Origin of the sequence: Bradyrhizobium sp. URHA0013 (genome assembly GCF_000518345.1) — a bacterium.
Taxonomy (GTDB): domain Bacteria; phylum Pseudomonadota; class Alphaproteobacteria; order Rhizobiales; family Xanthobacteraceae; genus Bradyrhizobium.
The window spans coordinates 16,013-35,934 of sequence record NZ_JADK01000006.1; the positions used below are offsets into that span (position 1 = coordinate 16,013).

Sequence of the window (19,922 nt, forward strand, 5' to 3'; positions counted from 1 at the left end):
TGAGATCGATCCTGCGGGATCAATCCGTGATGAGAATGAAAGCGCGCTGCTGTTCTGGTCGGGCGACCGGCGCGCCAGTCACATTTGGGAGTAGAAGCGATGCAAGGAATGTTCGTTCCTGCGAAACCTACAAACGAATATTTCTCTAACCTGGATCAATAACCCAGGTGAATCTGCCGGGTGCAGCGGGCTAGAAATGCACGCCGTGACCCGGCGCCCGCAGTTCAAGATGCCTAGCGACCGCTGCGCCGATGTCCGCAAATCCGGCGCGCTTGCCGATCGAAGAAGTTGAGCGCGGGCTCCATGCCAAAATCGGCACTTGTTCCCGCGTGTGGTCGGTACCGCTCCAGGTCGGGTCGCAACCATGATCGGCCGTGATGATCAGGAAATCATCGTCGCGCAGGCGGTTCAGCAGATCCGGAACGCGCGCATCGAATGTTTCGAGCGCCGCTGCATAGCCCGCGACGTCGCGCCGATGGCCGTACAGAGTGTCGAAATCGATGAAGTTGGCAAACAACATCCCGCCCTCTGCGAGAGAGGCCAGCCCATTGAGCGTGGCATCGAACAGCGCCTGGTTGCCATCGCCGCGCAGGTTCCTCCCGGTCCCGCGATGAGCGAAGATGTCGTCGATCTTTCCGATCGTGACGATGTCACGGCCTGCGCTTTCGGCAAGATCGAGGATCGTCCGCTCCGGCGGCGGGACGGAAAAGTCCTTCCTGTGCGATGTCCGCTTGAAGCCACCTGCCGACGTACCGATGAAGGGACGTGCGATGACGCGCCCGATGTTGAGGGGATCGACCAGTCCGCGGGCAATGCGGCAGACCTCATAGAGGCGTTCGAGTCCGAACGTCTCCTCGTGCGCTGCGATCTGAAACACGCTGTCGGCCGATGTATAGCAGATCGGTTCGCTCGTTCTGATGTGATGCTCGCCGAATTCGGCGATGATCTCTGTGCCGGAGGCGTGACAGTTCCCGAGGATGCCGGGCAATCGCGCCTGTTCGCACAGGCGCTCCATCAGGTCGCACGGGAAGCACGGCGTGGTTCTTGGAAAATAGCCCCACTCGAATGGCACCGGAACGCCGGCGATCTCCCAATGACCGGATGGTGTGTCCTTGCCTTTGGAGATCTCGCTCGCACAGCCAAATCGCGCATGCTCAGGACGGCCATCGAGCCCCGGCGGCACGCGCCCGGTGGCGAGACGGCAAGCCTCGCCAAGTCCGAGCGCAACCAGATTGGGTAGCCGAAGCGGCCCCTCCCGGCGTGGTCCGTCGGTATTGCCGGCCATGCACATCTCGGCAATGTGGCCGACAGTATCGGCGCCCTCGTCGCCGTAATTGATGGCGTCGGGCGCGGCGCCGATCCCGACGGAGTCCATCACCAGAATCAGGGCACGCATGTCGGCTCCGAGATGGCCGGGCGCGAAGACGCTGCGGACGGCGCGAGTCCGGTTTTCGCGCAATAGCGTTCGACCATCTGTGCGCAGAAATCCGCGAACTCGTTGACGTCGAGCGGCGGGCTGGTGTGATGAGGCTCGATACCTCGATGTTCGGGGGTGAAGCAGAAGGTCACGGTGACCTGAAACTCGGCTAGCGCGTCCATCTGCCGATCGAACCAGGCGAGCGCATTGGGACGGAAGCTGTCGGCCCAGGACAGGCCAGTTCTGAGATGCTGCACGCCGAGCCGGCGCATCCAGCGCACGGCGTCATCGAGGCGGTGGTCCTCGAAGTGAAACCACTGGCACAGGCCCATCGCAGGTGCATATTGGCTGAACAGGCCCGCGGCAGCTTTCGGCGTGCCGTCCTCGCGCAGCAGCCCCATGTGGAAATGCCGATAGTAGGAGGAACCTTCAGCTTCCTTGTGCCGCGTCGTCGCCTCCCAACTCGAAGGAAGATCGTAGAGGCTGTACCAGTGAATCCGCGGCGCCCGGCCAGTCAACAGCTCGGCGGTCCGCGTCAGTCCCCAGGCCTGCACCTCCTCGGCACCGAAGGACGAGACTCCCACCTCGCTTACCCACACCGGCAGGGAAGTGACGGCCTTGATCTCGTCGATCTTGGCCGGCCATTCCGCGATCTGCCACAGGTTCCAGTCCAGCGGAAAGCCGTGCACGGCCACGGCATCGACATGATCGAGCACGCCGCGCGCCTGCATGTTGCGGATGAAGGACGGATCGATAGGCGATATACCGCCAAGCACGCGCGGGAGTGTGGGATGCGCGCTGCGGATCGCCTTTCCCGCAGCGAGCGCCAGGCTCGCGAACATGCTCCAATCCGGATCGATCAGGATGTCCCAGTGCGACTTGTTGTTGGGCTCGTTCCAGATCTTGGCGGCTTCGATCATCGGCCGGTCTCCCGCGACGGATAGACCGGACCTTCCGCCTGCGGCCTTGCTACCCGCTTGCATAGATAGACTTCGTCTTCCGGATGCGCCGCGATCGCAAAGCCGGCGCTGCGCAGCATGGCTTCGGCGCAGGCGCGGTTCGGCACCCACCAATTGGTGGGGTCGTCGGCATATTTGTTCTCGATGAAGTGCAGCTTTGGATAGCCCGGAGAATCGAACTGATCGGTTGTCCAGAAGTCGTAGTTCTCGTCGACGCAATCCACGCGGCTGTCGCCGCGCTGCATCGACTGGAACAGCAGGAGATCGCCGGCCACGTGCTCGTGGATCAGATCGAGTGCCAGCAGAGGGTGCCGGAGGTGGTAGAGCACGCCCATGAAGATCACGAGATCGAACTTTTCGCGCAGCTGTCCGACGTCGTAGGCTGACATCTTGCGGAATTCGATCCTGAGCCCGTTCACCTCGGCCGCGAAGCGGGCTTGTGCGAGATATTCGTCGTCAGTGTCCAGGCCGAGGACGCGCTCAGCGCCGCGCCGCTTCATCTCCATCGCGTAGAACCCGGCATTGCAGCCGATATCGAGCACGGTCTTGCCTTCGAGGCGGTCCGGGATGATCCCGGAGAAGCGGCGCCATTTCACGTTGGGATAGTCACCGAGAAAGTGTGAAGGCGCAGTCGGCACGCCATTCAGGTCCAGATTGTGAAACCATGGCCCGAGCGCATCGACGCGCTGGCGGATTTCCTCGCGGGAGAGGGCGCCTCTGCTCATGCGGTCACTCCATTGTTCATTGCGTGGGCCGGGCGGGCCGCCTCCGGCGAACCGCCGGCCAGCAGTCGAGAGCGTCCGTTCCCGACGGAGCTTTCGGCGAGCAACGCCATTGCCGTCCGGTAGCCGTCGATGGTGCCGACGTCGACATAGGATTCGCCGGCCTTGACGCCGAGACCCTGGCCGCCGGCCGCGATGTAGGCGTTGACGAGCGTCCCGAAATATTCATCCCGGCGCTCGCGCTTCGTCCACAGCGACTGTAGCTCGCGAAATCCGTTGCCGGACATCTTGAAGGCGCCCCATATCCATTTCGACGCCGCATCCGGCTGCTTGACCTGGATCTCCGTGACGCGATCCCCGTCGAGCACGACGGCATCGAAGAACTCGGGGTGTTCGACCGGAAACAGCAGAAACGACAGGTCAGCGGCCGGCAACGCCTGCAGGGCGGCCTTTGGGAACCAGACGGTATCCGGAAGTCCGACCAGGATGTCTTCGTTGTGGCCAACCACCGTGCCCGCCCTGAACACGGCATCGCACAGCCCCGACGCATCGGGCTGCACGACATAGGCGAGTTGAGCGCTGCCGTAATGATCGCCGAAATATTCGAGGATGTCCGATTTGCCGGGGGAAATCACGAAGCAGATCTTGTCGGCACCCCCAAGGATCAGCCGCTCCAGCAGATATTCGGAGACGGCGCATGGACGATCGATGCCGTCGTCCCGTTGGCTTCCGACCGGAAGCAACTCCTTGGAGAAGGCGAGCGGCTGGATGCGGCTGCCGCGGCCCGCGGCCGGAACGATGCCCCACATGATCAGGCCTCCTCGGGTTGCTGTCGGCGCGCGCCGAGGGATGCCGTCTGCTCGAGCAGCGAAATCAGTTCGGCAGCGCGCTTGTCGGATGTGTGCTGATCCATGGTCCGCTCATATGCGCGCCCGGCGATGTGCTGAAGGTCGGCGTCGGCCATCGTCAACGCAGCAAGCGTGTCCTTCGCATCGTGTGCGATCAGGATTTCCTGGCCGGGTACAAAGAATTCATCGAGTCCCGGCCAGTCGTCGCTGAGGAGCGGGGCCTTGCAGGCAGCGGCTTCGAACAGGCGGCCGGAGGGACACCAGCCCATCTCCGCCATGGCGCGGCGCGTGACGTTGAGCGTCAGCCGGGACGACGCAAAGAACGACGCGTGCTCAGACGGCGGCAAGTGCTGCACGAAGTAGATGTTTGGCGACCAGGGAAAATCTTCCGGGTACTGTGCACCCCCGATCAGGAAACGCCGATCCTGCCTGTTGCGTGCGGGTTCGACGAACAGAGCCTCGAGCGCGCGCTGGCGATCCTGCGAATATGTGCCGAGATAGGACAGATCCGCACGGTAATGCGGCTGCGACGACACCGGTCGATGGGTGTCCGTATCGACATGGCCGTAGAGCGGGCGGACATTGCCGGCGCCGAGCCTGTCGCGAAATTCGTTGCAGATGCGTGGACCGCCGGTGAAGCTCAGGACCAGGGCGAAATCCCGCAGGCCCCGCGGCCCGATATAGGGAACGGCCTCGCCGGCCATGAGCTTCGCCAGCGTGACCGGCGTGTCGAGGTCGTAGAACACGGGCACCGCGTGGCCCTCGGACAGGGCAAGTTCCGTCGCGGCGATCGCGTCGGGACAATAGGAGGTCACGATCGCGACATCGGCATCACGAATGTCGCTGCGCGCCAAAGGAAGTACATCGTCCCAGTTCGAGAACAGGCGCAATTGGCCGCCGGGCACTTCGTGCAAATCCCGCGCGCCGGCGTAATAGGGAACGTCGCGCTCGAAAAAGACGACGCTGTGGCCGGCTCGCGCGAGATGCTTGCAAAGCCCTCGCCACAAGGTGGCGTGACCGTTGCCCCAGGATGAGGAAATTGTCAGGCCGAAAATCACGATCTTCACGCTGGCACCCGCTGATTGATCCCGGTGATCTTGAGTCCGCGATTGTCCACGCTGAGGGTGCTGACGCTGCCGGGGTCGATCTCGATTGAGAGGAAGTCGTCGAGCTCTTTCCGGGAATAATGCAGCAGCGCCGCGCGGATCGGCTCGGCATGGCTGACGGCGACGACGGTGCCGCTACCATGATCATTGCGCAGCTGCTCCAGATGGGCGACGACGCGCTTCTGGAGCGACCGCATGCTTTCGCCGCACGGCGGGCGGCTCGTTCCGCGTTGTTCGTTCCAGCGCGACCATCGGGGGTCTCGGGCGAGTGCCTCGAACGACAGTCCGGTCCATTCGCCGTAGTCGAGCTCGTCGAGTGCCGGCACGATCTCCACCGGCAAGCCGAAGCGTGCGGCCAGGATGCAGGCCGACTGCATGCAGCGCCGCTGCGGGCTCGACTGAACCATGTTCGGCGGCGGCGTGAAGGTATCGGCACATCGCGCGATTTCCTCGCAGCCGAGATCATCGAGCTCTACGCCTTTCATCCGGCCACAGAGCGTGCGGCCGAGCAGGGCATGATGCCCGTGGCGGATCAGATGAATGATCTTCGCCATCAGGTGTACGCCTTGTCGTCGATGAAGGCGCGCGTTCGCCGTCCGGCTTCCTCGTCCGTGAACTGCTGAGGCGGCGACTTCATGAAATAGCTCGAGGGGCCCGTCAGCGCGCCGGCTTGCCCGCGGTCCATGGCAAGCTTGGCGCAGCGGACCGCGTCGATCACGACGCCCGCCGAGTTTGGAGAGTCCCAGACCTCGAGCTTGACTTCCGCGCTCAAGGGAACACCGCCGAACGTCGTGCCCTCCAGGCGGATAAAGGCCAGCTTGCGGTCGGTCAGCCACGGCACATGGTCGCTCGGGCCGACATGGATATTATCGGCATCCATGGGCACGTCGAACTGGCTGGTCACGGCCTGGGTTTTGGAGATCTTCTTTGATGTCAGCCGCTCGCGCTCGAGCATGTTCTTGAAATCGGTGTTGCCGCCGACGTTGAGCTGGTAGGTTCTGTCCAGCCGCACGCCGCGTTCGCGGAAGAGATTGGCGAGCACACGGTGCAGAATGGTGGCGCCGACCTGGCTCTTGATGTCGTCGCCGACGATCGGCAGGCCTGCATCCTCGAATCGCCGCCGCCAGTCGGGATTCGAGGCAATAAAGACCGGGATGCAATTGACGTAGCCGCAACCGGCCTCGATCGCGCGCGCGGCGTAAAATTCGCTCGCGCGCTGCGAACCGACCGGAAGATAGGACACAAGCACGTCCGTGCGCGACGTCGCGAGCACTTCGGAGACGTCGGCTTCCGGAACATCCGCGATCGGAACGTCGTCCTTGAGATATTGGCCGACGCCGTCCATGACCGGCCCGCGGTGGACCACGACGCCGGTGGGCGCGACGTCGGAAAAGCGGTGCGTGTTGTTCGGCGTTGCGAAGATCGCTTCGGCCACGTCGCGTCCGACCTTGCCGGCATGGACGTCAAAGGCCGACGCGACCTGAATGTCGCTGATGTGGTAGCCGCCGAGATCGGCGTTCATCAGCCCAGGCACCGGCTCATTCGATTTGGCGTCCCGGTAATAGGAAAGCCCCTGAACGAAGGAGCTCGCACAATTGCCGACACCGACGATGCCGACGCGCACGCGCCGCCTGTCCTGAAGACGAGAATGCATGGATCTAGGCCCTCCGGAAGGCATTGCAGCGCTAAGGCATGCAGTGTTGAAGAGATGCAGTGTTGACGTAAGTACGTCGGCGAACGTGAGGAACGTATGTTCGTTCCTGAACTCACGGCACTATGTCCGCCTCACGTCGGATTTCGGCCGAAAAAATTTCACGCGCTTAACCTGGGATAAAATCCCCGGCAGTTTGGCGGGAACGAAACGCTTCATGATGAAGATGAAGAAGATGATGGCTTGAGAGAGTCCGGCCTGCGAAAGAACAAATCCTCGCGTCCGGCGTTCACGGCGAAACAGTCTGACGCGAGGGCCGATCCGTCGCTCGCTCCTTGTCAGGAATCGAGGTGTCACATGTCATCCAAATCACAAACCAGCGAAGCCCAGCAGACCACCAGCCACAACGTCATCCGGAAATGGGCGGAGGAGCGCGGCGGAAAGCCCGCGACGGTCAAGGCCACGGAGGAGGACGGACACGCCGGTATCCTGCGCATCGATTTCGATCCGCCCGACGACGGTCTCGACCGGATCAGCTGGGACGAATTCTTCGCCAAGTTCGACGAGGCCGGCATTGCCTTCCTCCACCAGGACCACACCAAGGACGGTAAGCCGAGCCGCTTTCACAAATTCGTGCGGCGCTAGCTGGATCACCACGTGTCCGGCAGCTGGACCGAGGCGATGCGGGCAGGCGAGTTCGAACGCGCCTGGGCGATCAGCGACCGCGATCTGGCAACGTTTGCGTATCCACCCAAGCATACCGGGCCTCGTCACCTCCAGCGCATCTGGCGCGGCGAGGAGCTGAGGGGCAAGGATGTACTGGTCCGCTGTTACCACGGGCTCGGCGACACCATCCAGTTCCTGCGCTTCATGCGGCCGCTTCGTGACGTCGCGCGCCGCGTCACGGTCTGGTGCCAGGGCGAGCTTCTGCCGCTGGTCGAGCGAGCGGCAGGCGTCGATCGGGCTTTTGCGCTCCATGATGGTGCACCTGAGATCGACTTCGAGGTCGATATCGAGATCATGGAGGTGCCGCATGCCATAAGGGCGAGGCGGGAGCACGTCGAGATGCGTGCATCTTACGTATCGCTGCCGCCGGCGGTCGAGCAAGTCCGAGGTCTTGAAGTTGGAGCTCTTGCCGTCGGCCTGGTTTGGGAAGTCGGCAACTGGGACAAGCGAAGGACCATCCCGCCGTCCCTGCTAGGGCAACTTGCCGTTCCCGGCGTGACGCTCTGCTCCCTGCAACGCGGGGCCGGAACGTGCGAACTTGCCAAGATCGGCGCAAGTGACGTCAGTACGCCTGACATTACGGTTCTCGGTTATCTCCTCCAGCAACTCGATCTCCTCATTTGCGTCGACACCATGGTGGCTCATCTCGCGGGAGCACTCGGCTGTGACGCGTGGGTCTTGTTGCATGCGGATTGCGACTGGCGCTGGCCGTCATCCGAGTCCCATTCCCTTTGGTATCCGAGCCTGCGGCTGTTTCATCAGAGGACACCGGGCAATTGGGATGATGTCCTTGGAGAGGCGCGGGAGGCCCTGATTGCGCGCTCCGCAAGCCTCCAAGGTGTCGCCCGAAACGGCTCAAGCGAGCTCAGGCGAGCGCAAGGTCCGCCGTAAGTGGCCTGAGACGCGAGGACGACGCATCGTCGCGGCTGGACTGAATGCCCAGGTAAGTCGGATCGAATCTTGCGAGCCGCACGAGTCCCGGCCAGTCCGTGACCGTTACCGTCTTACCCTGCCATTGCAGGAGGTTGCATCGTCGCAGCTCCTGAATCGTGCGGTTGGCGTGGACCGGGGAGATACTGCATGCTGCCGCAAGGTCCGATTGGGTAAAGGGCGACGGCAGCCTGAGATCTCTCGCCAGGCCGACGCTTTGCAGGCGGGTGGTGATCTCGCACAGCAGATGCGCCACGCGCGTCAATGCATCACGGCTACCCAGGTTCACTGTCCAGTTGCGCTGAATGGCGTGGCTGGTGAGCAGCATCAGCAGCAATGCGCGAGACATCGCGGGCGAACGCGCGGACAAATCGTGGAAGAAGCGGTGGGGCACGAGAGCGACGATGGCAGGCCCGAGCGCGATCAAATTGCCGTCAACGCGAGGACGATAAAGTGTGTGCAGATCGGCGATGTCACCGGGAACATGGATTGACGTGATCTGCCCGTCCGCACTCTCTGCATCCTGCCAGGACAGATATCCCTGAAGGAGCAGACAGCACTGGCTGGCATCATCGCCATGCCGCAAAACGGCCTGACGCGAACTTAGATGCGCGATTGTGCTTGCCATGTCCGCGAGCAGGTGGAGATCGTCGGCCGTTACGGGAGTGAGGCTCGCCAACCGGTCGGCGAGCTTGGAGAACGCAAATCCTGCCTGCATTGGTCGCCTAACAACTCAGAACCCGTCCCCAATCTGATCGATGAGAACGACAGAGCGCATTAAACTTTGATAGTTTCACTCCATGCAGGTCATTGTTTGTCTGCCCAGCATGCGCCCGGAAGTCGGAGGAACTATCGGTCTAAATGGTTCCGGAACAGTAGACGGCGCATGCGATCGTCCTCAAGGATCGGACGATTCGGGAACCGGAAGCGCGAGGAGCGCTCAGGCGAAGCCCCAGCGATTTCGCGGCGGGATCCGCGGAGATCGCGCTAGTCATGCTCATACTGTTTCGAGAGAAACTGATTGATCGCGTCGAACGCCTGCAACCGGTTCTTCTCCAGTAGAACCATGTGAGTGCCTTCGCCGATCTCGACCCATCGCCGATATTACGCGTGTTTGTGCGCACCGAAATCGGCGTGCGGGACGCGTCCCCTACTCCAGGTCCACGCCGAGGGCACTGGGCGTGCCTATCAGCTGGTCACATGCTCCGCTGTGCGAGGTAGACAAGAGGTGCGATTCCGACCGTCCATGGCGGTTTTGACCCGCCACGGCTCTCGCCGCGACGGCGACGCATCATTTCCTGATCGTCCCCTATGGAGGCTCGTTCTGAAACTTGACGCGTGTGCAATCAATTGGGTTGTCAGCGTTGCCGCCATCGCGCTGGCGCCAGGCCGAATTCACGCCTAAACGCCCGGCTGAATGCTTCTCCGGATCCGTAACCCACTTCCTCTGCGATTTGGTCGATGGGCTTGCGTGTTTCTCGTAGGCTCACCTTGGCTGCCTGAAGCCGCCAGATGGTCAGATACCGGATTGGTGGCACCCCGATCAGGGTTGTGAAGCGATCGACGAAGGCGCTCCGCGACATCGAGACTTCTCTCGCGAGGGACTCCGCGGACCACGGCAGCCCGACGTTATGATGAATGGAGGCGAGCGCGCGTCCGATTTGCGGATCGGCAATCCCCTTCAGCCATCCCCCATCTTGATCGGTGTATGTCACGGAATACTGGCGCATCGCCTCTACGAACAGCAGTTCGGAAAGCCGAGACATCAGGTTTGACGAGGCGAACCTGCCGGCCGTCAGTTCGCCGGCTGCATATCGCACTGAAGCCTCGATCCAGTCGCGTGCGACGCCCTCGCGAATGTCGAGCTTCAGCACTCTTGGCAGGGCCGCGATCAACGGATTATAGGTTTCCTCGCTGCCGAGAAACCCGCACACGATTTGCGCCGGCTCACCGCCTCCGCCGTGCAGAATTTTTGCCAGCCCTCCATCCACTGAGGGTTGAATGAGATGACGCGCGCTTGTCGGTACCAGACCCGCGTCGCTGGCCAGCGTATGAACATCGTTTCGCGGCAGCAGTACGATTTCCCCGGCCCGCACTTCAATGGTGGGTTCACCATCGACGCTGAGCAATAATTTTCCCGCGATGACGAAGTGGTAAGCGATCAACAGCGACGGTTTGACTGCGAAAGTCCCGCAGTCCTCAGCGACGATCTGGGTATGCACGCTCCACGGCGCGGTGAAACGCGCATCCAGAAAAATCCCGCCAGTCAGGCGAACCGATCGAAGCACTTCCGATAGCGGATCGATCATTAGGCTAATCTCAGATTTGGACGATCGGTCAACTGATCCGGCTGGGCGATCATTCACCGTGGCGGTCCCCGCGCTTATACGGGGCTCATGAATGAACTGCCAAGCAACCGATTCCTCCACGTTTCCTTGAGACGCTGTCCAGACGGTCAGGCGGACGCGGAACCGGTTGCGGAAGAACGGAAAAGCGGGACGCCACGACGGGGTTCCGGATGGCAACCAAGCAGACGGACATCTCGATCATGAGCATCGCGCAGGCTAACGCAACCGTCACTCCGTATATCGATTTCTGGAACGCAATACTGGCTCCGAAATTCAATGCGTGGCGGCACATCCTCGCCGGCGGCCTTCACCTGCATAGCGCTAAAGTATTCCCGTCGCTGCCGATCAGAGCCGGCGGCAGGGTCCTGGATGTGGGATGTGGCTGGGGCGACACCGCAATTGAACTTGCGCGGCGCGTCGGACCGGCCGGATCCGTCCTCGGCCTCGATTGCTGCAATGCCTTCCTCGACGTCGGCCGAGCAGATGCGAAGGAGGCAGGGGTGACCAATCTCAGCTTTCTCGAAGCGGATGTTCAGACCCATCCGTTCGAGCCGGTACATGATTTTTGCTTCTCTCGCTTTGGAACCCAGTTCTTCGAAAACCCAACGGCTGGCTTGAGCAACATGCGATTTGCGCTCAAGCCGGGTGGACTGATGACGATGGTCGTCTGGCGCGAACGGGCGGACAATCCGTGGCTTACACTGTCGAAGGAGGTTCTGCTTCGTTACCTGCCCCCCGTCAGGAAAGACGCCGCAACCTGCGGCCCCGGACCGTTTTCCATGACCGATCCCGAGGCCGTGACTCGGCAATTGATGATTGCCGGCTACAGCGGCATCAGGTTCGAACGGATCGATGCCGAAGTCCTGGTTGGGCGAGATCTTGACGAAGCGGTCGCGTTTCAGCTCGCGATCGGTCCCGCAGGAGAAGTCTATCGCGAAGCCGGCCCGAAGGCTGCTCGCCTGTTTGATACGCTGGTGGCGGCCTTGAAGGACGAGTTGAAACAATTCGTCCGCCCTGAAGGCGTGATGATGAATTCAAGCTCTTGGATGGTCACCGCGCAGAATCCGGGATAACCGCAGCGGCCCCGGGGGTGACGTACCCGCGCCGGTCGCTGCTCGAAATCTCTCCATTGTAAGCACCGCCGCAGCCGCCGCGATCTGACGAATCGATGCAAAAAAATTGAACTCTCTGGGAGAAGATTGATGGCGGGTCTAGTTGCGGTCCTCTACGGCACTGCCGCTTACGGGGTGACGCTGATCGCGTTGCTCTATCTCATTGGCTTCACCGGGAACCTGGTCGTTCCAAAGTCTGTCGATTCCGGGGCCATTGGTCCGGTTCTGCCAAGCATTGTTATCGATGTGCTGCTAATCGGACTGTTCGCGATCCAGCACAGCGTGATGGCGCGTCGGGGCTTCAAGCGCTGGTGGATGCGAATCGTGCCGGCTTCGGTCGAGCGCAGCACCTACGTGCTGTTCGCCAGCTTTGCACTGCTGTTGCTGTACTGGCAGTGGCAGCCGATCCCCACGCCGGTCTGGACCGTGAGCCACCCGGTCGCGGCGGGGGCAATCGACGCCATCTTCTGGCTGGGTTGGGTCGTGCTGGTGGCCAGCACGTTTCTTCTCAATCATTTCGAGTTGTTCGGCCTAAGCCAGGTGTTCATGCGCCTGTTCGGTAAACAACCGTCCGAAGCCAGCTTCCGCACGCCGTTGCTCTACCGGTATGTCCGCCATCCGATCTATCTCGGCGTCCTGCTCGCAGTCTGGGCCACGCCTGCGATGACGATCGGTCATCTGCTCTATTCGCTTGGCATCACCGCCTACATTCTGATCGGCATTCAGTTGGAAGAGCACGACCTGATCCAGCAGTTCGGCGACCGGTATCGCCGCTACCGCCGTCATGCGGCCATGCTCGTCCCGCTTCCAGGCCGAAGATTCGCTGCTTCCGAGGACGCCGACATCTGACCCAAGACGCTCGTCAAGACAGGCCAATCAGTCAGCAAGCAGGGTGGATTGAAAGAGCCTGGGCACAAGCTATGCGCGACTGGCACTTGCCGGGCAGGCCTTGATTGCCGCGTCCGCGCCAAGTGTCGCGCTATTTGGCGGGGTTCCAGGGCGGCGCGTTGTCCGTTCGCAGCCGTATCGACACGGGCGGGGCGGCGTGCGCATCGCGTTCTGATCAACTCATTTTCAACCTGAAGCGTCCGGCCAAGATGTCACCGATCGCACTGATCATCCTCCATTTGAAGGATGGCCGATATTCCCCGCGGCCCCGCTGGGACACGATCAAAATGATTTGAGCGCGACACCGGCTCGATATCAGCGGAAAAGCTTAAAGTTGTTTCATAGCTATCCTCATACCGGGGCGCGTCGTCGAATGAACAGGGTTTCACATCCGCGGTCGGCTTCGGAATCGTCGCAAGACAATTCAGATGATCAGCAGCAACTGAGCGACCTGATCAGCGTCATCTACGATGCCGCAATCGATCCCTCTCGTTGGGAAGACGCCATCGTCAGCATCGTGCAATTCGTTGGCGGCGCGGGAGGCGGGCTGTTCTGCAAAGACATTGGTGTTCAACACGCCACGGTGCCCCATCGCTTCGGATTTGACGTGCCGTTGCGGGTCGAACTTTTTCGGCAGATTTATTCCTCCGCGGAGGGTCACTTTCTCGGTGACCTCGAACAGCCGGTCGCGACGACCGATTTGATGTCCTTCGCAGCACTCACCCAGAGTGAACTATACCGGCAGTGGGCCGAGCCCCAGGGGCTTGTCGATTTCGTCAGCGCGGTTGTCGACAGAACCACGGTCAGCACAGCCATTTTTGGGGTCTTCCGCCACCGGCGAAATGGGATCGTAGACGAGCAGGCGCGCCGGCAAATGAGGCTGATAGCGCCGCATGTCAGGCGTGCCGTCGTGATCGGGAAGATGTTCGAGTTCAAGGCCGCTGAACTCGCGACGTTCGTTGACACGTTGGACGGGCTCGGTGCCGGCATGTATCTCGTCGATCCCGGTGGACGTCTCATTCACGCCAATACGGCCGGGAATGCCATTCTCGACGCCCGCGATATTTTGAGTTCGGTGGGTGGGCGGCTGGTCGCCAGCGATCCGCAGATCGATCGCACCCTACGAGATGTCTTCGCCACCGCGGGGCAGGGCGATGCCGCACTTGGTATAAGGGGCATCGCGGTGCCGCTGACCGGCAGGGAGGGTGACCGCTATGTGGCCCATGCTTTGCCGCTCACGTCAGGCGCGCGTCGGCGGGCCGGTATTGTTTACACCGCCACGGTGGCCTTCTTCGTTCGCAAGGCGTCGCTGGCCGTCGCTTCTGTTCCCGGAGCCATCGGCAGCGCGTTCAAGCTGACGCCGACCGAGCTTCGCGTGTTGCTGGCCGTCGTCGAGGTCGGTGGCATTCCCGAGGTTGCTATGGCGTTCGGGGTCGCGGATAGCACGGTTAGGACGCATGTCAGCCGGTTGTTTGAAAAAACAGGTGCCGCGCGCCAGGCGGATCTCGTCAAGCTGGTTGCAGGCTATACGACGCCGCTGGCCGAATAGGAGAGAGGTCGCTCGTTGCAGCACCCAGAAGCAGCAAATATTTGCGCGCTCCTCCCACGTTCGCAGGACGACACCCAAGCAGCGGTTGTTCAGGATGGCATGCGTCCCGCCGGCACGCAGTGGGGTAGGTGATCAGGCGTCCCTGCCTCGCCGCATCTGGACAGGAGTTGGGAGCGCAGCATGTCCATTGACGTCGAGGGCACGGTTTCTGCGGCGGGGCATGGGCGTAAAGCAGGGGCGGCGGCGCGCAGAATAGTGATTTGTGCCCTGGCGGCGACAGGCATTCTTGCAACCAACATCTTCTTGCCTTCGCTGCCGGTCATCGCGGCCGATTTGCATGTATCCAGCGCGGCGGTCACGTCGGCCTTCACGATCTTTCTGGCGATTTTCGCCATAGGGCAATTGATCGCCGGCCCGCTGTCGGACCGGTTCGGGCGACGCATGCCGATCCTGATAGGACTCGGAATTTTCATCGCCGGTACGATCTGGTGCGCTTTCGCGCGCGATCTATCGAGCCTGCTGATCGGCCGATCGATGCAGGCTTGCGGCGCATGTGCGGCTTCGGTGCTTTCACGTGCGATCGCCCGGGATCTGTTCGATGGCCAGGCACTTGCAAAGGTCATGGCGTCGATCACAATGGCAACCGCGGCCGCCCCAGGCTTTTCACCGCTGCTGGGGAGTGTGCTCGATCTATTCTTTGGCTGGCGCTCGGAATTTGCCTTTGTCGCGGCCTTCGCGCTCTGCACGGCTTTGGCCTATGCGACCTTCGTCGGCGAAACCAATGACGGCGCGCGTCGTTCTCTGAACCCGCTCAAAATTGCCGGGGCCTATCTGGAGCTTGTTCGGGATCGCCGGTTCGTTGCGCCTGCTAGAACCGCTGGACTGGTGATGGCCGGTCTATTCGCGATTTTCTCCAGCGCGCCGCGGGTGCTGCTCGAATTGTTTGGATTCTCGCCAATCACACTTGGTCAGCTATTTGCGGGCGTCGTCTTCCTGGTGTTTGCGGCCGGCATGCTGGCGCCTAGGCTTTCGGCGCGGGTTGGTACCTGCCGTGCGACGTCGGTCGGTTTGGGATTAACCGTCCTCGGAGGCGTCGGGCTGCTTTGCGCGGTGCTGCTCGCGAACGGCGCGCTGCTGCCATTTCTGTTAGCGGCTTCCGTCTTTCTGTTCGGCGTCGGAGTGGTGAGCCCGCTGTCGAGCGCGGCAGCGCTGTCGCCGTTTGGCAGCAAGGCCGGTATCGCCGCAGCCCTGTTCGGATTCTCGCAAATGGCGGGCGCTGCATGCGGTGCCTCTCTCGCGGCGATTGTCGCCAGCGATCCGGCCGTCGGGCTAGGAATCGTGCTGACAGCAACGTCGCTGGTGGCGGTTATCCTTCACAAGCGGCGCTAATCTGAGGTGGATCCTGCCGAGAACAAAATGGGTTTGGTGTGAGGTTCTTTGCGGCGCCTTGGCATGCCACTATGGTCGAGCGGCGACGGCTGTGATCTCGAGTTTGACACCGGGACCGAGATCGGCCACGCCGATTGCGGCGCGCGCCGGCAGATGAGCTTGTGCAAAATGCGCCTTCCAGGCCGCATTGAACTCTGCCTTCTCCCTGAGGCTGGTCATATAGATGGTCACCTGCAAGACGTTGCTCAGATCGGATCCGAGGGTCTTGAGCAACTGCGCCAACTGCCCGAGGACGTCGTTTGCCTGGCCCGACATGTCGAGGCTCGTGTCCTCGGGGACGATGCCACCGATGTAAAGCACGCCATGATGCTCGACCACTTCGTGGAGCAGACCTTCGTAGGGCAAGACGCGCTTGATCATGATGGGACCGATGTTGCTGTGTGACGGGCCGGGATATCGCACATTTCAATGTCAGTGTCGTCGCAAGAGATCTCGCGCCAGGTCTTGTCGGAAGACGGACCTGCACAGCTCTGAATGCAGACGGCTAACGCGTTGAAAATAAAAGTACAAATTGGTCGAAAAATCGCCGCCGGTCGTCCATGCAAATGTTCGCCAATCTGTCTTTGCACGAGCGCCCGGCATTTTCGCCGGCCCAGACTCGACGACATCGAAGAGCGGATCGCTATACTGCTATCCGGATGACATCGGTACGGCCGGGACCGCGCCGACCGGAACAAGGAATGCGACGATGGACGATACGATTGGCTTCCCCGACCCCGGCCTCGACCTCTCCGACGGTTTCAAGCCGCACACCTCGCATTGGGGCGTGTTCTCGGCACGTCAAGGCGAGGCCGGGCTCGAGGTCAGGGCCTATGCGGGCGATCCCGATCCGAACGGCATCATCGACAATTTTCCCGGCGCGCTGCGTCATCAGGCGCGCATCACCCAACCCGCGATCCGCCGCGGCTGGCTCGAACGCGGTCCCGGTCCGGACGATCGCCGCGGCCGCGACGAATTCGTCTCCGTCAGCTGGGAAAAGGCGCTCGATCTGCTCGGCGACGAGCTGGCACGCATCCGTGACACGCGCGGCCCCGGCGCGGTGTTCGGCGGCTCCTATGGCTGGTCGAGCGCGGGCCGCTTCCACCACGCCCAAAGCCAGGTGCATCGCTTCCTCAACGTCGCCTTGGGCGGCTATGTGCGCTCGGTGAACTCCTATTCCTCCGGTGCGTCCTCGGTGCTGCTGCCGCAGATCCTCTGCGGTTACGAGGACATCACCAAGCGCAACGTCACCTGGGAGCAGATCGCGGCTGATACCGACGTCGTGTTGGCGTTCGGCGGCATGGCGCTGAAGAACTCGATGGTCGCAGGCGGCTCGATCAGCAAGCACGTCGAGCGCGGCGCGATGGAAGCCGCGCGCCGCCGCGGCTGCGAGTTCATCCTGGTCAGCCCGTTGCGCGAAGACCTGCCGGTCGAGGCCGGCGCCGAATGGATGATATGCGTGCCCGGCACCGACACAGCGCTGATGCTCGGCATCGTTCATACGCTGGTCGCGGAAAACCTGCACGACCAGGCTTTCCTCGATCGCTACACCGAGGGATGGCCGGTCTTCCTGCGCTATCTCACCGGCGAGAGCGATGGCCAACCCAAGCACGCCGAATGGGCCGCCGCGATCTGCGGCGTCGACGCGAATACAATCCGCAAGCTGGCGCGCCGGCTCGCCGGCAAGCGTGCGCTCATCACCGTCTCTCATTCGCTGCAGCGCGCCGAGCATGGCGAGCAGCCGGTGTGGATGGGCATGGTGCTGGCGGCAGCGCTCGGCCAGATCGGCCTCTCCGGCGGCGGCTACGCCTATTCGTTGGGGGCGATCGGCTATTACGGCCGCCGCGTCAACGACGTGCCGGGGCCGACACTGGGGCAGGGCCGCAACGCCGTCCGCGATTTCATTCCAGTGGCGCGCATCGCCGACATGCTGCTCAATCCCGGCAGTACCTATCGCTACAATGGCGAGACGCGCACCTATCCGGATATCCACCTCGTTTACTGGGCCGGCGGCAATCCTTTCCATCACCACCAGGACATCAATCGCTTGCGCAAGGCGTTTGCGAAAGTCGACACACTGGTCGTGCACGAGCTCGCATGGACTGCCACGGCCCGGCATGCCGACATCGTGCTGCCCTCGACGATGACGCTCGAACGCGAAGACATCGGCTATTCCAGCAACGATCCGCTGATGGTCGCGATGCACCGGATCGCCGTGCCGTTCGGCCTTGCGCGCGACGACTACGAGATCTTTGCCGATCTCGCCGACCGTCTCGGCGCGCGCGAACCCTTTACCGAGGGCCGGACGTCACGGCAGTGGCTGGAATATCTTTATGAGCCGACCCGCGCCTCGCTCGAAGCGCGCGGCCTGGAGGCGCCGAGCTTTGAAGAGTTCTGGCGGCGGGGCAGCCTGGTGGTGCCGCAACAGCCCGACGACGGCGGCCGGCTGCGCCGCTTCCGCGACGATCCCGTCAACCACGCTTTGCCGACGCCGAGCGGTCGCATCGAAATATTCTCTGCCAAGATCGCGGGTCATGGCGATGCGGATTGCCCGGGCCATCCGGTCTGGCTGGAGAAGTCCGACATGCCGAAGCCGGGGGCGCCATGCTTCCTGGTCGCCAACCAGCCGGTGACGCGTCTGCACAGTCAGCTCGATTTCGGTGGACATTCGCTTCAAAGCAAACATCGCGGCCGAGAGGTCGCGCGCATGAACCCGCAGGACGCAGACGCACGCGGAATCAAGCACGGCGACATCATTCGGCTGTTCAACGCGCGCGGCGCCTGTCTCGCCGCGGTTCACGTCACCGACGGTATCGCGCCCGGCGTGGTTCAGCTCCCGACCGGCGCCTGGTACGACCCGATGGACCCCGAAGACGACGCGCCGCTCTGCGTGCACGGCAACCCGAACGTGCTCACACGTGACGTCGGCACCTCGTCCTTCGCGCAGGGCTGCACCGGCCAGCTCACGACAGTCGAGGTCGAGAAGTTCACCGGCAATCTGCCGCCGATCCGGGCTTTCGATCCGGTGTAGAAAAAAAGGGGCCGCCCTGTGGGTGCAGGGACAGCCCCGAGTGGCTCGCAGGCCCGGGAGGATGAGGGCGCGAGCGAATGTTCACGCGGCTGCGCTGATCCAGTCTCTCTCCGTAGAAGGACGACGCGGCGGGAGTGCTTGCACCTCTCGCCGTTCGCCCTTGCTGGCGAGGCGCCAGCGTGCCGGCGATTGATCGCTGATGCGCTTGAACACGGTCGAAAAATGCGCCTGCGTGCTGAAGCCGACCGCAAGCGCGATCTCCGCCAACGGCCGGTCGGTGGTTGCCAGCAGCATCTTGGCATGCTCGATCCGGTGATTGAGAAGATATTCGCGGGGCCGGTAACCGGTCGCGACGCGGAACTGCGCCGCAAAGTGCATTCTGGACAGGCCGGCGACGTTGGCGAGTTCGGACAGGCTGATGCAGCGGTGGAAATGATCGGCGACATATTGCTCGACGCGCCGCAGTCGCCATTTCGGCAAGGCATTGACCCTGGCGCGTGGCAATTCCAGGCGCGCCAGATGCATCGCAAGGGTTTGACCGATGCAGCGCGTAAAATCGTGGTCCGCGGCGTCGCCAAGTTCGATTAGCGCCTTGGCAAGCTCGGCTGCGAGCGGATCGCGCAACAGGACGAGATCATTCAATCCCTCGGTCCCGGAAAATTGTGCCGGAAATTGGTCCGCGGAAATGTGAATGTGCAGGAAGGCGCATGGCGACTGGAATTGCACGGCAAGGGGCTTCGACGGCGCGGTGAGATACAGTGTGCCCGCGGGCATGGTCCCGTCGAAAATGACTTGGCGATCCCGGGTCAGTTTCGCCCGCGTGGTCTTGAGGGCGATGCCGACGAAATAGCGATCCTCAGGCGTCGTCGCTTGGTGCGACGAGGTGCTCCGCGGGTCTTCCCATCGCGAGATCGCGATGTCCTCTGCCACCGCGCCCGTGCGCGGATCGACCTGACGCCATTGATGCTCGCGAATGATCGCCTGTGTTGCCCGGGGGAGCTCGCAATCCCCCGACGCGCCCGGAAATTCAATCCAGGCATCACCTGCCTGCAAATTGGTTAACATCGTTCGTCCTCTCCGGGCGTTCTCCGCTGTTTGCAACCAGCAAACGTGCAAAGCCCTGCTTTCCATGTTGAGAGGATAGGCGTGAGCTGACCTGCAAGCTCGTTAGTGGTGATTAGGATGTGTTAGTTTTTGTGGGAGCGCA

At 62.3% G+C, this 19,922-nt stretch carries 18 protein-coding genes; 7 read left to right on the top strand and 11 right to left on the bottom strand.

Translation table 11 applies throughout. From position 1 onward, the window contains the following. Positions 1-190 precede the first annotated feature (190 nt). The 7 genes from N551_RS0107710 to N551_RS0107740 are packed head-to-tail and all read right to left on the bottom strand — an operon-like array spanning position 191 to position 6,706. Entirely contained in the window at positions 191-1,396 is a 1,206-nt protein-coding gene (locus tag N551_RS0107710; RefSeq protein WP_027566464.1) for a phosphopentomutase, read from the bottom strand. Next, complete coding sequence (locus N551_RS0107715; protein ID WP_027566465.1) at positions 1,384-2,337, bottom strand: beta-xylosidase; 954 nt, start codon at positions 2,335-2,337, stop codon at positions 1,384-1,386. The genes N551_RS0107710 and N551_RS0107715 overlap by 13 nt, the downstream gene beginning before the upstream one ends. Further along, positions 2,334-3,101, bottom strand: a complete 768-nt coding sequence (locus tag N551_RS0107720) for a TIGR04290 family methyltransferase (protein ID WP_027566466.1) — start codon at positions 3,099-3,101, stop codon at positions 2,334-2,336. Before N551_RS0107720 ends, N551_RS0107715 begins: the two co-directional genes overlap by 4 nt. Then, positions 3,098-3,907 (bottom strand): nucleotidyltransferase family protein, encoded by an 810-nt coding sequence (locus tag N551_RS0107725; RefSeq protein ID WP_027566467.1) that lies wholly within the window; start codon positions 3,905-3,907, stop codon positions 3,098-3,100. Before N551_RS0107725 ends, N551_RS0107720 begins: the two co-directional genes overlap by 4 nt. 2 nt (positions 3,908-3,909) lie before the next feature. After that, a complete protein-coding gene (locus N551_RS0107730; RefSeq protein ID WP_027566468.1) occupies positions 3,910-5,013 on the bottom strand; it encodes a glycosyltransferase in 1,104 nt (367 codons plus the stop codon). Beyond that, a complete protein-coding gene (locus tag N551_RS0107735) occupies positions 5,010-5,606 on the bottom strand; it encodes a histidine phosphatase family protein (protein WP_027566469.1) in 597 nt (198 codons plus the stop codon). The genes N551_RS0107730 and N551_RS0107735 overlap by 4 nt, the downstream gene beginning before the upstream one ends. Then, on the bottom strand, positions 5,606-6,706 hold the full coding sequence (locus tag N551_RS0107740; protein ID WP_027566470.1) for an inositol-3-phosphate synthase: 1,101 nt from the start codon (positions 6,704-6,706) through the stop codon (positions 5,606-5,608). Before N551_RS0107740 ends, N551_RS0107735 begins: the two co-directional genes overlap by 1 nt. Before the next feature lie 354 nt (positions 6,707-7,060). On the opposite strand from N551_RS0107740, the gene N551_RS0107745 reads away from it, so the two are divergent. Continuing rightward, on the top strand, positions 7,061-7,348 hold the full coding sequence (locus tag N551_RS0107745; protein ID WP_027566471.1) for a hypothetical protein: 288 nt from the start codon (positions 7,061-7,063) through the stop codon (positions 7,346-7,348). A 12-nt stretch (positions 7,349-7,360) separates the two neighbouring features. Beyond that, positions 7,361-8,320, top strand: a complete 960-nt coding sequence (locus tag N551_RS0107750) for a hypothetical protein (protein WP_245287738.1) — start codon at positions 7,361-7,363, stop codon at positions 8,318-8,320. Here the strand turns inward: N551_RS0107750 and N551_RS0107755 are convergent. Together N551_RS0107755 and N551_RS0107765 are read right to left on the bottom strand one after the other, a co-directional pair. Continuing rightward, entirely contained in the window at positions 8,295-9,077 is a 783-nt protein-coding gene (locus N551_RS0107755) for a Crp/Fnr family transcriptional regulator (protein ID WP_027566473.1), read from the bottom strand. The two genes, N551_RS0107750 and N551_RS0107755, sit on opposite strands and share 26 nt — an antisense overlap. A 640-nt stretch (positions 9,078-9,717) precedes the next feature. Further along, complete coding sequence (locus N551_RS0107765) at positions 9,718-10,668, bottom strand: AraC family transcriptional regulator (RefSeq protein WP_027566474.1); 951 nt, start codon at positions 10,666-10,668, stop codon at positions 9,718-9,720. A gap of 209 nt (positions 10,669-10,877) precedes the next feature. Here N551_RS0107765 and N551_RS0107770 point away from each other — a divergent pair, with 209 nt between their 5' ends. From N551_RS0107770 to N551_RS35225, 4 genes are all read left to right on the top strand, one after another. Continuing rightward, entirely contained in the window at positions 10,878-11,780 is a 903-nt protein-coding gene (locus N551_RS0107770) for a class I SAM-dependent methyltransferase (RefSeq protein WP_245287739.1), read from the top strand. A 129-nt stretch (positions 11,781-11,909) separates the two neighbouring features. Continuing rightward, the gene (mddA, locus tag N551_RS0107775; protein ID WP_027566476.1) at positions 11,910-12,668 is read left to right on the top strand and encodes a methanethiol S-methyltransferase; all 759 of its coding nucleotides are present in this window, start codon (positions 11,910-11,912) and stop codon (positions 12,666-12,668) included. 412 nt (positions 12,669-13,080) lie between these two features. Continuing rightward, positions 13,081-14,256: a helix-turn-helix transcriptional regulator gene (locus tag N551_RS39205; RefSeq protein WP_245287740.1), complete on the top strand. Its 1,176-nt coding sequence runs from the start codon at positions 13,081-13,083 to the stop codon at positions 14,254-14,256. A gap of 180 nt (positions 14,257-14,436) precedes the next feature. Then, positions 14,437-15,645, top strand: coding sequence for a multidrug effflux MFS transporter (locus N551_RS35225; protein WP_051462638.1), 1,209 nt, complete (start codon positions 14,437-14,439; stop codon positions 15,643-15,645). Positions 15,646-15,714: 69 nt separating this feature from the next. Here the strand turns inward: N551_RS35225 and N551_RS0107795 are convergent, their stop codons facing one another. After that, entirely contained in the window at positions 15,715-16,065 is a 351-nt protein-coding gene (locus tag N551_RS0107795; protein ID WP_027566479.1) for a RidA family protein, read from the bottom strand. Positions 16,066-16,393: 328 nt separating this feature from the next. Here N551_RS0107795 and N551_RS0107800 point away from each other — a divergent pair, with 328 nt between their 5' ends. Next, a complete protein-coding gene (locus tag N551_RS0107800; protein ID WP_027566480.1) occupies positions 16,394-18,715 on the top strand; it encodes a molybdopterin guanine dinucleotide-containing S/N-oxide reductase in 2,322 nt (773 codons plus the stop codon). 81 nt (positions 18,716-18,796) lie between these two features. Here the strand turns inward: N551_RS0107800 and N551_RS0107805 are convergent, their stop codons facing one another. After that, a complete protein-coding gene (locus tag N551_RS0107805; protein ID WP_027566481.1) occupies positions 18,797-19,780 on the bottom strand; it encodes a helix-turn-helix domain-containing protein in 984 nt (327 codons plus the stop codon). Between the last annotated feature and the right edge of the window lie 142 nt (positions 19,781-19,922).

What these genes read in the sequence shown, in the direction of transcription:
- N551_RS0107710 (WP_027566464.1), bottom strand. Translation starts at nt 1,396, where the DNA reads ATGCGTGCCCTGATTCTGGTGATGGACTCCGTCGGGATCGGCGCCGCG.
- N551_RS0107715 (WP_027566465.1), bottom strand. Translation starts at nt 2,337, where the DNA reads ATGATCGAAGCCGCCAAGATCTGGAACGAGCCCAACAACAAGTCGCAC.
- N551_RS0107720 (WP_027566466.1), bottom strand. Translation starts at nt 3,101, where the DNA reads ATGAGCAGAGGCGCCCTCTCCCGCGAGGAAATCCGCCAGCGCGTCGAT.
- N551_RS0107725 (WP_027566467.1), bottom strand. Translation starts at nt 3,907, where the DNA reads ATGTGGGGCATCGTTCCGGCCGCGGGCCGCGGCAGCCGCATCCAGCCG.
- N551_RS0107735 (WP_027566469.1), bottom strand. Translation starts at nt 5,606, where the DNA reads ATGGCGAAGATCATTCATCTGATCCGCCACGGGCATCATGCCCTGCTC.
- N551_RS0107740 (WP_027566470.1), bottom strand. Translation starts at nt 6,706, where the DNA reads ATGCATTCTCGTCTTCAGGACAGGCGGCGCGTGCGCGTCGGCATCGTC.
- N551_RS0107745 (WP_027566471.1), top strand. Translation starts at nt 7,061, where the DNA reads ATGTCATCCAAATCACAAACCAGCGAAGCCCAGCAGACCACCAGCCAC.
- N551_RS0107755 (WP_027566473.1), bottom strand. Translation starts at nt 9,077, where the DNA reads ATGCAGGCAGGATTTGCGTTCTCCAAGCTCGCCGACCGGTTGGCGAGC.
- N551_RS0107765 (WP_027566474.1), bottom strand. Translation starts at nt 10,668, where the DNA reads ATGATCGATCCGCTATCGGAAGTGCTTCGATCGGTTCGCCTGACTGGC.
- N551_RS0107770 (WP_245287739.1), top strand. Translation starts at nt 10,878, where the DNA reads ATGGCAACCAAGCAGACGGACATCTCGATCATGAGCATCGCGCAGGCT.
- mddA (WP_027566476.1), top strand. Translation starts at nt 11,910, where the DNA reads ATGGCGGGTCTAGTTGCGGTCCTCTACGGCACTGCCGCTTACGGGGTG.
- N551_RS39205 (WP_245287740.1), top strand. Translation starts at nt 13,081, where the DNA reads ATGAACAGGGTTTCACATCCGCGGTCGGCTTCGGAATCGTCGCAAGAC.
- N551_RS35225 (WP_051462638.1), top strand. Translation starts at nt 14,437, where the DNA reads ATGTCCATTGACGTCGAGGGCACGGTTTCTGCGGCGGGGCATGGGCGT.
- N551_RS0107795 (WP_027566479.1), bottom strand. Translation starts at nt 16,065, where the DNA reads ATGATCAAGCGCGTCTTGCCCTACGAAGGTCTGCTCCACGAAGTGGTC.
- N551_RS0107800 (WP_027566480.1), top strand. Translation starts at nt 16,394, where the DNA reads ATGGACGATACGATTGGCTTCCCCGACCCCGGCCTCGACCTCTCCGAC.
- N551_RS0107805 (WP_027566481.1), bottom strand. Translation starts at nt 19,780, where the DNA reads ATGTTAACCAATTTGCAGGCAGGTGATGCCTGGATTGAATTTCCGGGC.